The sequence below is a fragment of the Pseudoalteromonas sp. S558 genome, assembly GCF_005886635.1.
Taxonomy (GTDB): Bacteria; Pseudomonadota; Gammaproteobacteria; order Enterobacterales; family Alteromonadaceae; genus Pseudoalteromonas; species Pseudoalteromonas aliena.
On record NZ_PNDU01000135.1, the window covers coordinates 1 to 13,259 of the forward strand.

At 41.1% G+C, this 13,259-nt stretch carries 6 protein-coding genes; 4 read left to right on the forward strand and 2 right to left on the reverse strand.

Annotated features, from left to right (window positions below; translation table 11 throughout):
• Positions 1-30: 30 nt before the first annotated feature.
• Positions 31-1,533: a curlin gene (locus tag CWB66_RS10650; protein WP_138585367.1), complete on the reverse strand. Its 1,503-nt coding sequence runs from the start codon at positions 1,531-1,533 to the stop codon at positions 31-33.
• Positions 1,534-2,107: 574 nt separating this feature from the next.
• Here CWB66_RS10650 and CWB66_RS10655 point away from each other — a divergent pair.
• The 4 genes from CWB66_RS10655 (at position 2,108) to CWB66_RS10670 (ending at position 12,602) form a co-directional block, all read left to right on the forward strand.
• A complete protein-coding gene (locus tag CWB66_RS10655) occupies positions 2,108-4,609 on the forward strand; it encodes a S8 family serine peptidase (RefSeq protein WP_138585368.1) in 2,502 nt (833 codons plus the stop codon).
• 419 nt (positions 4,610-5,028) lie between these two features.
• Positions 5,029-8,175 carry a glycosyl hydrolase family 18 protein gene (locus tag CWB66_RS10660; protein WP_138585369.1) on the forward strand — a complete coding sequence of 1,049 codons (3,147 nt, stop codon included), beginning with the start codon at positions 5,029-5,031 and terminating at the stop codon, positions 8,173-8,175.
• 64 nt (positions 8,176-8,239) lie between these two features.
• Positions 8,240-9,835 carry a lytic polysaccharide monooxygenase gene (locus CWB66_RS10665; protein WP_138585370.1) on the forward strand — a complete coding sequence of 532 codons (1,596 nt, stop codon included), beginning with the start codon at positions 8,240-8,242 and terminating at the stop codon, positions 9,833-9,835.
• 136 nt (positions 9,836-9,971) lie between these two features.
• Entirely contained in the window at positions 9,972-12,602 is a 2,631-nt protein-coding gene (locus CWB66_RS10670; RefSeq protein ID WP_138585371.1) for a glycosyl hydrolase family 18 protein, read from the forward strand.
• A 99-nt stretch (positions 12,603-12,701) separates the two neighbouring features.
• Here CWB66_RS10670 and CWB66_RS10675 read toward each other — a convergent pair whose 3' ends face one another.
• Entirely contained in the window at positions 12,702-13,121 is a 420-nt protein-coding gene (locus CWB66_RS10675; RefSeq protein WP_138585372.1) for a GNAT family N-acetyltransferase, read from the reverse strand.
• Positions 13,122-13,259: the final 138 nt, after the last annotated feature.

Genomic DNA, 13,259 nt, shown 5'->3' on the forward strand with positions numbered 1-13,259 from the left:
TAGACCCCATATATAAGCAGATTGGTATAATTACATTTGCGTAATTGTTGTTGCGTTTCCATCACCCATTTGAGTAACCGATACCGTACTGTTTACACCAATCACTGAACCTTCAACAATATTACCGTTACCCATTTGAGTTACGTTAAATGTTACGTTTGCACCGCCAACTAAAAAGGCAGATTGTTCCGTGCCACCAACCCAGTTACCTTCGCCTGTTTGTGAAATATCAATACTGTGATCATTGCCTTCAACCATCATATCGATGGCATTTAAATCACCACTTTGCGCTATATCAATTTGGTTATTATTACTCTCTAAAATACCTGCGAGAGTTACAATAGCTTCATTTTCGGCACCATTTTGCGCAATATCAATATCATTATTATTAGAACTTAGTGATACATCTGGGTATGAAGACTGTACAAGCACCGTATTTTCGTCGCCAGATTGTACTAAATCCACATCATTATCAGAGCCATTAAAATTAGCTAAATGAACTGAGTTTGTTGCACCCGTTTGATTAACCATAAATTCATTATCTGAACCAATAACGCCCATGTAAGCTTCATTAGCTGAGCCTACTTGCATTGTTGTTAATTCATTATTATCGCCCACAACATCTATTGTTGTTAGGTTATTAGCATCTACCTGGGTGATGGTTACTTCATTATTCGATCCTTCAAATAAGTTAGATGCTATCTTGTTTGATGAACCTTCTTGATCTAAATTAATTTCGTTATCATCACCTTTCACAGCAGCAAATGTAACAGCATGTGCATCACCATCTTGCTCTATTTTAAGCTCGTTTGCGTCACCTGAAATATCGCTTATTGTTATCGCATTGCGCTCACCGTCTTGTTCAATTTCAAGCTCGTTATCGTTACCTTGCAAAGAACTTACTTTGAACGTATTCCAGTAACCCGCTTGCTCTAAATCAAAGGTATTTTGATCGCCAGTGAGAGTCGTTATTTCAGCTTCATGCCATTGACCTGTTTGAAGTGTGTTTACTTCATTTTCATTACCTTTCATATCGTAGTTGTAAAACCAATGACCACCAGCACCTTGCTCAATATTAATGGTGTTATCATCGCCAGCAATTTTATTTATAGCTTCGTTATTGACGAGGATACCTTGGCCACTTTGCATCACTGATAGGGAGTTATTATTACCCGTTAGCTCAGTTAACGCACCATTAGCAACACCATCTTGAGTATATATTTGTGTATTACTATCGCCGGTAGTTGTTACACCTGTGAAGTTACCCGATTGAGTTTGCGTGACCGTTGTATTATTTTCATTACCCGTTGTTGCAATCTCAAGAGCATTGCTATCGCCATTTTGCGTTAGCACTGCGGAGTTGTTATTTTGCGATTGAGCTAAAGTTATTGCATTAGCAGTGCTGAGCGTCGAAATTTTTGTGCTAATTTCAGAGTTTGATACTGCTTTATTGTTAGTGTCAGCATATGAGGCAAAACTTGTACCCATTGCAATAGCAATCGCACAGCTTAAAAGTGATTTATTTAACTTCATTATTTTCTCCTTGAGATAGTAAAATCAAATACCTTAAATGTTATAGGTTTTATAAGGTACTTGGTGTTTCAGCATGCCGTGCTGATATAAAGTTTGTGATCCGCTTGATTTACTTTGTAAGTAGGTAAAGCGTTATTAATAATTGAAAGGGATAAATACCACACATCTTTTTTAACTAATGCGACTGTATGTAACCTCGCAACGTCGTATTAACTCTATATAGAATTTCACATTCTTAAATCATCATTTTTTACCAAATAATTAAGTTTTATCTTTCAATTGGTTAGGTTTTTATGTTGCGCTTTTTGAAAATACATTTTCAAAAGCAGTAAAAAGTAATGACTCTTTGCAATGGGGTATTTTATTATTCATTTCATTAAAAAGACTGTGTTTACTGTTTTTTTGATAAGTATTTCAGTCAAAAATAATGATTTTTTGTTTTGTCTAAACTTTTTATCTTGTTTAATTTGGCATTTAGTTGTTTGCTAATAACTTGCCACGTGATCCCTTGTACTTGAAGTAGTAAAAGCACCTTGCTTAGTGAAACTGAGCTAACCCAACTATGGATAGAACAATGAAAACAAAATTATCTATTATTACACTTGCACTATTACCTTGTTTAGCTGCTGCAAAACTGCCTGATGCAGGTGCGATTCAACAAGTTGCTTCAAGTAGCGACTCACTGATTGTTAAATACAAAAAAAATACATCCCCTCAAATGCGTAAACAAGCAAGAACCTTGGTAAGAGCTAAAATTACTGATTTGAATAACGATGAAGTTGATGACAGCTATACATCATTACTGTCTGGCCGACTTGCTAAATTTAAAATATCAGGCATGAGTACTAAAGACGCTATTAAACTGTTAAAAACGCACCAAGCTATTGAATATGTTGAACCAGATTATCGTGTAAGCATTGCAAGTTTGCCAAATGACCCCCGTTTTGATGAGCTTTGGGGCTTAAATAATGAAGGACAAACGGGCGGCACTGTTGATGCTGATATTGATGCGCCAGAGGCATGGGAAATTTCTACGGGTAGCCGCGATGTAGTTGTTGGGGTTATAGATACGGGGGTAGATTATACCCATAATGATCTTGCAAGCAATGTGTGGGTAAATACAGCCGAAATAGCAGGAGATGGTATTGATAATGACGGAAATGGTTATATTGATGACATTCATGGTATTAATGCGATTACTAACAGTGGCGACCCAATGGATGACGAAGGACATGGCTCACACGTGTCGGGAACTATTGGTGCAAGCGGAAATAACGCAACAGGCATTGTGGGTGTAAACCAAGAAGTATCGATTGTTGGTTGTAAGTTTTTAGACGCACAAGGTAGTGGTTCATCTTCAGACGCAATTAAATGTATTGATTATATGGTGGGACTTAAAAACTCCGGCGTTAACTTACGCGTATTAAATAATAGCTGGGGCGGCGGTGGTTATAGCCAAGCACTTGCTGATGCAATAGCATCAAGCGAAGCTGCAGAATTATTGTTTGTCGCTGCGGCAGGTAACGATACTATTGATAATGATGTTAATCCACATTACCCATCAAATTATGAAAATGCGAGTGTATTGTCTGTAGCAAGTACAGATCAGACTGATGGCATTTCATGGTTTTCGCACTGGGGTTTAACCAGTGTAGATATGGGTGCACCAGGCAGTGCTATTTTATCTACAACACCGGGTAATTCGTACGCGTCATACTCAGGTACTTCAATGGCAACACCACATGTTGCGGGTGCTGCAGCGCTTGTTTTATCTATTAATCCAGATTTGACAACGCAAGAATTAAAAGAGCTATTAATGAATAGCGGTGACGCAAATACGGCACTACAAGGTAAAACCGTTGCAGGTACACGGCTTAATGTACACCAAGCGCTTGTTGATGCAGATCCAACTCCTGGCTTTAAGCTTTCTGTCACACCACAATCACAACAGATCACCGCTGGTGAAACTGTAACTTATACATTCACGATAGGTTCAATAGCGGGATGGGATTCAGAAGTAACACTCGATTTAGCATCGTCTTTAGAAGGTGTTTCTCTTAGTCGCACAACGGCAAATCCGGGTGACGACGTTGAACTTAATGTTGAAACAACAAACGATACCCCATGGGGTGAGTATGAGTTTACCGTTACCGCTACGTCAGGCGAGCTAGTGAAAACTAAAACCGTCGAGTTAATGATTCAACCTGCTGGTTTAAATGATTTTACTTACAGTAATGATGACAGTGTAGCCATTCCTGATAATTCTCCAGAAGGTGCACGTTCCGTTATTAATGTAGCGGATGAGCTCACAATATTTGGCACTGCTGCTAATGTAGATATTACCCACACTTATTCGGGTGATTTAGTTGTAAAACTCATTTCAGCGCAAGGCAGTGAAGTGACATTACAAAGTAATATTGGCGGAGGTAATGACGATATTGTTAAGCGCTTTACATCTGATGCGTTTAACGGAGAAGTAGCGACAGGGGATTGGACACTCAATGTAGTTGACACTGGCGCTGCTGACACGGGTAACATTAACACGTGGTCACTTACTTTTAGTGCGCTTGGCGAAGTAAGCTCGCAACCGCCACGTGCCGACTTCACTGTTGATACGCAAGGGTTAACAGCTTTGTTTGTTGATACAAGTAGTGACGTAAATAGCGATATTACGCAATGGAGTTGGAACTTTGGTGATGGTGCAACGTCTGCCGATCCTAGACCTGTACATACTTACTCAGAGCCAGGTAGTTACACAGTTGAACTGACAGTAACAGACAGTGAAGGCAATACAGACACCTCAACACAAATAGTAGTTGTTAGTAATGTCGACATTGAGTTGAGCTTAAAACGAGCAAACAAATCACGCTTAGATACGATGCGTGTAGAGCTTAGCTGGGAAAGCGTTGGCGCCGAATCACTAGACGTTTATCGAAATGGCGAGCTAGTGGATACTACATCTGATAGCGGCAGATACCGTGACCATGTACGCAAAGCAACATTGCCAACATACGATTATAAACTTTGTGTAACCCAAAATGTGTGTTCGAACACAATTACAGTTTCATTTGATTAGTATTTAACATTTTGTAAGTTATTTGAGCCTAGCTTTGCTGGGCTTTATATTTTAAAAGAGATTTACCTTTTTAGGGTCACGCAGCTTTAATTCTAAAAGCAAAGCGCAACTGAAAAATAAGTTATATCGGCAGAAGTAATAATCTGAAAAACTGCTTACTATCTACCTCCTCCATAGTAAATTTTCTGTTAATTTTAAATTAATATTCTCCTGAAAAATTACCTGATATAGATACTAAACCGTTGTTATATAATGATTTAGTACGTATAAAATTCTCAAACACACTATTTGTGATTACATTTTGGGTTGTTTTTTGTTCGCTTGTTCAGTTTCTAGTTGTTGACGAACGAGTAGATTATGCTACTTTTAGAAACTAAGATGTAAATTAAGTGTTAATTGAGTTTTTAACGGAGGATCAAATGAGCTCACGTAAAATGATTAAAACCCCCTTTAAACTAAGCGTATTGTCACTGGGTATTATCGGTTTAAGCGCGCATGCAGCAGTTGATTGCAGCGTATTAGATACATGGCAATTAGGCCAAACCCATACTCAGGGTAACCAAGTTAAAGCGCAAAGTAATGCGTACCAAGCAAAGTGGTGGACACAGTCTAACCCAGTTGAAAATGCTGGTGAGTGGCAAGAATGGATTAAATTAGGTGTGTGTGACAGCGTTGTCAATGATGCGCCTGTAGTCTCTATTTTAACCCCCACAGATGATTCTCAATTTTCCATTAAAGACAACGTTGTCATTTTGGCTGAAGCGACAGATACCGATGGCACAATTGATCATGTTAAATTTTTTGTTGACGGATCCCTGATCACAACCGATAGCATTGCTCCGTATAGCGCTCGTTGGCAAGCAATAGTGGGAACGCATCAAATAAGTGCAGTGGCAACTGATGATAAAGGACAGCAGTCGAGTCAAGTTACCAGCACCGTTAATGTTAACGATGTTGTGGTTGAACCTACAAATCAACCACCCATGGCAACTATTTCTTTTAGTACCTCATCAGATCCACTTGTTGTTGGCTCACGTGTTGTGTTTGAGCTCTCAGGCACTGACGATGATGGCCAAGTAACGCAGCTTAATTTTGCAGTCAATGGCAGTGATGTATACCAGGCAAATACACCATCAAGTCGTTATGAATACCAAGTAACAGCAAGTGGAGATGTGACTTTTACACTAACGGTGACAGATAACGAAGGCGCGATCTCACAAGCAACAAAGGTACTAACAGTTGCGAAAGAGGGGACTCCCAGTGATGGCGTTAACGAGTGTAAACCTCAGGGTTTATATCAAACCCAAGGTGTGAATACCCCTTATTGCACTGTGTATGATGCCCAGGGACGAGAGATTATGGGGGAGGATCATCCTCGGCGCGTAATCGGTTATTTTACAAGCTGGCGTAATGGCGCAAATGGTGAGCCACGTTATTTAGTGAATGACATTCCGTGGGATAAAATCACTCATATCAACTATGCATTTGCACATGTTGATATAAACAATAAAATGTCAATTGGCGACCCCGCTGCACAAGGGAATCCAGCAACAAACATGGAATGGCCTGGTGTGGTCGGAGCTGAAATGGATCCGAGTTTTACGTATAAGGGGCACTTTAATCTTTTAAATAAATACAAAAAACAATACCCACAAGTAAAAACGTTAGTGTCTGTTGGAGGCTGGGCAGAAACAGGCGGTTACTTTGGTAGCACAGGCCGCGTTGCAAGTGGTGGATTTTACACAATGACAACCCATGCCGATGGTTCGGTGAATCATTCAGGTATTAATGCATTTGCGCAAAGCACCGTTGAGTTTATCGAAAAGTATGGTTTTGATGGTGTTGATATCGATTACGAATATCCTTCATCAATGAAAGATTCAGGCCACCCTGATGATTTTCCTATTTCAAATGTACGCCGCGCTGGTTTAAATGCGTCATATCAAGTGCTAATGAAAAAAGTACGCGAAGCACTCGACCGTGCCGGTGAGAAAGCAGGTAAACATTATCTCTTAACAATAGCATCCCCTTCTTCAGGTTATTTACTGCGTGGTATGGAAACATTCCAAGCGGTCAAATACCTCGATTATGTCAATATCATGTCTTATGACCTACACGGTGCATGGAACTCACATGTTGGCCATAACGCAGCCTTGTTTGATACAGGTCAAGATTCAGAGTTAACTCAATGGGATGTGTATGGAACCAAAGAGTTTGAAGGTATTGGCTATTTAAATACAGATTGGGCTGTGCGTTATTTTCGTGGTGCCATGTCAGCGGGTCGTATCAATATTGGTTTGCCTTACTACACTCGGGGATTTAAAGATGTAAGTGGTGGAACTAATGGCTTATGGGGGCAAGCTGCTTTACCAAATCAAGCCAATTGTTCGCCTGGCACCGGTGTGGGTGAAAAAAACAAATGTGGAGATGGTGCGTTAGGCATAGATAATCTTTGGCATGATAAAAATGATGCAGGCCAAGAAATGCCCGCAGGTTCAAACCCACTTTGGCATGCTAAAAACCTCGAACGTGGAATAACCCCTTCGTATTTAGGTGCGTATGGTTTAACGCCCAATACAAACCCAGAAGATAAATTAACGGGCACTTATACACGCTACTACGACAACGTTGCCATTGCGCCTTGGTTATGGAATGCAGATAAAAAAGTATTTCTTTCAATCGAAGACGAAGAATCGATGACGGCTAAAGTTGACTACGTGATCAACAATGGCTTAGGCGGCATCATGTTTTGGGAGCTTGCAGGTGATTTTGATTACGACTCACAAAAAAATGAATATTTCATGGGGACTACGCTTACGTCTCTTGCGTATGACAAATTTAACCAAAGTGGTGTTGTATATAATGTGCATGGCGGCAACCCAAGTTTTACAGTGCCAACAGAGTCGGTTGATGTAACGTTTGCAGCGAACAGCTTTCCTGTGGGTGATGATAATTACCCGATAAGTCCTACCTTTTCGTTTACTAATAACTCATCTATTGATTTAAGCGGTGCAAAAATATCATTTGATGTACCGGTATCAACCTCAGCTATTTTTAAATCAAACTGGAATGCCCAAGAAAAACTGGGCATGGCAGTCGAAGTAAACGGCTCAAATACAGCGGGTAACAATATAGGTGGTTTTGAAAATGAGTTTCACCGCTTTTCTATCACTCTTAATAATGAATGGGGCGGTATACCAAAAGACTTTAGTGCAGGCGCCACCGTTAACGCACAAGTGATGTACTACATGCCCATTACAGGCCCAAGTAACTTTACTATTGAAAAAGATAGCAACGTTTACGCATTCAAATTTGAGTACCCGCAACTCCCAACGGCAACAGCAGGCAATACGAGTGAGCCAAACAATTCAGGCACATGTGAAGGTGTTGCTGTGTCATCAATTCCAGTTTACCCAAACTTTCCACAGAAAGATTGGGCAGGAAACCCAAGCCATGCCACCAGTGGCGATTTAATGACCCATAAAAACTCGGTTTTTAAAGCAAAATGGTGGACCACGTCTGAGCCAGGCGCTACGGCTGATTGGATCAAACGTTGCAGTCTGTAAATAAAACCACTTTAGAGGCGAGGAACAATTTGCCTCTGCCTAAAGTCTTTTGAAGGATAAAATAATGACATTAATTAAATTTAAAACTCTATCGCTCTCAGCAGTTTCAAGCTGTGTACTGCTTGCAATTATGCCTGCACAGGTTACTGCGCATGGCTACATGGATAGCCCAAAAGCACGGCAAGCATTTTGTAAAGCTGATGCAGGTTATTGGTGGCCAACTGATGGCAGCGCGATTCCAAATCTAGCATGTCGTGCAGCATTTTTAGAATCAGGGACAGTTCAGTTTGTTCAAGATATTGAATTTTCTGTTAATACTCCCGATTACCTTAATCAAGCAGCGGTTGAAGAAAAAGTACCCAATGGGTTATTGTGCGCTGGTGGCGATAATGAAAAACGCGGTATGGATTTACCATCGCCACACTGGCAACGCAGCGATATTGTGCCTAACGCTAATGGCGAAGTAAAAATACGTTACCTTGCCACAACCCCTCACAACCCAAGTTTTTGGCAGTTTTATTTAACCAAGCCGAGTTTTAATGCTGCTACTGATGTGTTGACGTGGGCAGATTTGGAACTGGTGCAAGAGCACAGTAACATTGATTTCACTAAAGGCACCCAAGGTAACCGTTACTATGAAATGGATGTTGCAATTCCACAAGGTCGCAGTGGTAATGCCATTTTATACAGCCGTTGGCAGCGTGTAGATCAAGCTGGCGAAGGTTTTTATAACTGTAGCGACATTAATATTATAAGCGATGCAACACCCGTTGAACCAAGTCAATGGAGTGGTGTTGGCTACTTTGTACGTCAAGGTCAAACTGCAACGGTGGGTGATACTGTTTGGGCACGTTTGTTTGACGAAAGTGGCCAAGAAGTTATTAACCAACAATTTAAAGTAACGGCTCAAAATAGTGCCAACTGGCAGCAAGCATTAGCAGCACAGCTTAATCTTGATTATGCACATTTAATGCAAGTTGGGGTACAAAACGAAGCTGGCGATGTTGTATTTAATGATTCAGATACTTTAATTAATCAAGTTTATAGCAGCAATGCTGACTACACCTACACCTTAAGTGTGCAAAGCTCACCAACAAATACGGCACCGATTGTTAATGCTCCTGCTGACTTAGTCATTGATGAAAATACCTCAAAAAAAGTGCACTTACATGCGTTTGACGATGAACAAAATACGCTTACTTATAATTGGTCAGTGCCAGCCCCGCTTAGTTTTACAGGTGGGGATGCAAATATTGAACTCAACGCCCCTGAGGTAACAGCTGATAAGGACTATACGGTTTCAGTGTCGGTATCCGACGGTGAACTTACCACTCAAGTGCGTTTTAAAGTAACTATTAACGATAGCACAGTTGTCGATTCTGATGCTCCTAAGTGGAGTGGCTCAGCGGTATATCAAGCTGGCGATAAAGTCACTTATCAAGGCGTTGTTTATACCGCTAAGTGGTGGAACCAAGATCAACAACCCGATGAATCAAATGCGTGGGAAGGTGAAACATCATCAGAGCAAAGCAATTTATGGAAAGCAGGTAAAGCCTACCAAGGCGGCGCTGAAGTGATTTTTCAAAACCAAGGTTATCGCGCTAAATGGTGGACTCAAGATGATACACCAGGGCAAGCCAGTGTGTGGGCCAAGCTTTAACACACTAATTTTTTAGTTCGCATTTATTAAAAACACAAGAGCGTGTTGCTTTTTAGGAAGGGATTAAATCTCCCCTAAAAGAACAAATTTTAATTTTTAAAATCAACACGCCTTTGTAACAAAATGAGAGAAAAATATGAATATTAAACAGTTAACAGTCGCCATTGGCGCAGCATTATTTGCAAGTACAGCGATTGCCGCACCGTCTACACCAAGTATTAATTGGGAACCGCAACAATATTCTTTTGTGGAAGTGGATTTGGAGGGGAATGGATCATATAAACAACTTGTTACCCGTGTAGAGCAGGTGAATATCAATATTCAATGGAGTGCATGGAGCGGTGACGGTGGTGATAGTTACAAAGTTTACTTTGATGACATGTTGGTAAATGAAGGCACTCTTGCGGCTGGTTCTAAGACCGGGACTATTTCTTTTCTTTATGACAAAGCAGGTCGTCATACATTGTACGTTGAGTTATGTGAAGGAGGGAGTACGTGTGCTCGCAGTGCAGGGAAACCAATAGTTATAGCCGATACCGACGGATCTCATTTAGCGCCACTGCCAATGGATGTTGACGCTAATAACCGTGACATTGGTGTTAAACAAGATTTGGTTACGGGTGCTTATTTTGTTGAATGGGGCATTTACGGGCGTGACTTTGATGTAACAAATATCCCCGCACAAAACCTAAGTCACATTCTATATGGCTTTATTCCAATTTGTGGTGAAAATGCATCATTAACTGGCGGTCCTAAGCGGGCACTTGAAACAGCTTGTGCTGGCACTGCTGATTATGAAGTGGTTATTCACGATCCATGGGCCGCTGTACAAAAAGCATTACCAGGTGTGGATGCAAACGATCCAATCCGTGGTACGTATTCACAGTTAATGGCGCTTAAACAGCGCTACCCAGATCTGAAAATTTTACCATCTGTGGGTGGTTGGACATTATCAGACCCATTCGGAGGTTTTACTAATAAAGCTAACCGCGACACTTTTGTAGCATCAATGGAAGAATTTTTAAGAACATGGAAGTTTTACGATGGTGTCGATATTGACTGGGAATTTCCTGGTGGTGACGGCCCTAACCCAGATATCGGCGATCCAATAAATGATGGTCCAGCTTATGTGGCATTAATGCAAGAGCTACGCACCATGCTTGATCAACTTGAAGCTGAAACTGGCCGTACATACGAGCTAACATCTGCCATTGGCGCAGGGTATGACAAAATTGAAGACGTTGACTACCAAGCAGCTAGCCAGTATATGAATTACATTTTTGCGATGACTTATGACTTTTACGGCGCATGGAGTGGCGTAACAGGCCATCAAGCTGCACTTTATTGTGGTGAACATATTAGCGCAGGTGAATGTAATGGCACGGGCACAGATGGAAGCGGTGAGCCACGTAAAGGCCCCGCATATACAACAGATAACGCAGTGCAGTTATTATTAGCGCAAAATGTACCATCTAAAAAAATTGTAGTGGGCGCTGCAATGTATGGCCGTGGTTGGGAAGGGGTTTTTCCAACAGGTACCACTATTGATGGTAATCCAATGACAGCAACCGGCTCAGGTCCATTAAAAGGAAGTAACGCGCAGGGCGTATGGGAAGATGGTGTAATTGATTACAAAGGTATTAAATCTTTCATGATTGGTCCTGATGGCATGGGCGTGAATGGTTTTGAAGTGGGTTATGATGATCAAGCTCAAGGCGCGTATGTGTGGAATCGCTCAACAGGAAAGCTTATTACATACGATAATGCTAAATCTGTCATTGCAAAAGGCCAATATGTTCAACAGTACAACTTAGGCGGCTTATTTGCATGGGAAATCGACGGCGATAACGGCGATATTCTTAATGCAATGCATGATGGTTTAGGTGGCGTTGTGCAACCGGTTAATAACAAACCTGTTTTAAATGTACAAAATACAGTGACAGTCAACGCAGGTGAATCAGTATCTGTAAGTGCAACCGCAACCGATGCCGATAACGATGTCCTCACCTTTTCGTGGACAGCTGCCGCGCAGTTATCTATTTCAGGGGAGACGACGAGCACAGTGGCAATTACTGCCCCAAATGTGAGTCAAGATAGCCAGTTTGCAGCAACAGTCAATGTGTCTGATGGTAAAGTAACCGTTAGTAAAGCAATTGTTGTTAATGTACTGGCGCCAACCAGTGGTGGCGAAAATACTGCACCTGTTATTAACACCCTTGCAGATATAACCCTTGAAGAGGGCGCAACTGCAACAGTTTTAGTTATTGCAACCGATGCACAAAACGATGTACTAACTTATAGCTGGAGCGTACCTGCAGGATTAAAACGTGTCGGTGACGGCGCAAATATCAGCCTTGAAGCAGACGCAGTTGCACAAAACACAGACTTTACGGTTTCTGTCTCTGTAAGTGATGGTCAGGTTTCAACTACACAAAACTTTACTGTTACCGTAACAAACAACGATTCAACAACCCCTCCGACTGCGGACACATGGGATGCAAGTAAGGTATATGTTAAAGACGATACAGTTGTATTTAATACAATAACTTATAAAGCTAAATGGTGGACTCAAGGAAACAGCCCTGACTTAGGTGGGCCGTGGGATGCGCAATCACCACCTACAGATGGAGAAGGCAATCGAGCTTGGCAGTCATCGGCGGTTTACAACAGTGGTGATAAAGTTATTTATCAAGGTAATCAATACCAAGCAAAATGGTGGACACAAGGGGATAAGCCAGATTCAGCGAGCGTATGGCAATTACTTTAGTAATATAACCTGAGCTTTGGATAATAAACCTATTTAAAGCAGCTTTAGGGCTGCTTTAAATTTTATTGTTTTATTTGGCATCTTTTTACGGTCGTGTTGTTATACGTTTAGCTGCTTTTGTAAAAAATAACTGGTGTGTCCATTAGGCATGTTGGCTAATTCACCAAAAATAGAATATCCCGCTTTAATATAAAAATCGAGCGCCTGAAATGTGGTTGTTTCTAGCCGTATATTTTTAATCCCTTTTGACAAAGCATAGCCCTCCATTTCAGATAAAAGTTTAAGTCCCCAACCCATTTTACGAACACTGGCATCAACCCATAGGCCTTGAATGTGCATCCAGTCCCAATTAATTTCACCTAATATGCCGCCAAAAATTTCATTTGAGTCATCTTTTACAAAAGCAGACACTTTTTCTCTAAATACAATGCCAGTAAAAGATTCATTAAATGCAGTGAGACCAGCTTTTAAGGCTTCAAAATCAGCCTCTTCTGGGGGCATAGGTGTTGTTAATTTCATGGTATTCGGGAAGCTCCATTTTATTAGCATGTTTTGCGTAAGATACAAAGTTGTAGCGAGTTAGGGCGTGTTGACCTTTGTGGATTGAAATTTGTTCAATCTAGGGGCGATTTAATCGCGGCGCGAGGTTTGTAACCT

Coding starts and splice junctions, on each gene's coding strand:
- CWB66_RS10660 (WP_138585369.1), top strand. CDS start 5,029: ATGAGCTCACGTAAAATGATTAAAACCCCCTTTAAACTAAGCGTATTG.
- CWB66_RS10665 (WP_138585370.1), top strand. CDS start 8,240: ATGACATTAATTAAATTTAAAACTCTATCGCTCTCAGCAGTTTCAAGC.
- CWB66_RS10650 (WP_138585367.1), bottom strand. CDS start 1,533: ATGAAGTTAAATAAATCACTTTTAAGCTGTGCGATTGCTATTGCAATG.
- CWB66_RS10670 (WP_138585371.1), top strand. CDS start 9,972: ATGAATATTAAACAGTTAACAGTCGCCATTGGCGCAGCATTATTTGCA.
- CWB66_RS10655 (WP_138585368.1), top strand. CDS start 2,108: ATGAAAACAAAATTATCTATTATTACACTTGCACTATTACCTTGTTTA.
- CWB66_RS10675 (WP_138585372.1), bottom strand. CDS start 13,121: ATGAAATTAACAACACCTATGCCCCCAGAAGAGGCTGATTTTGAAGCC.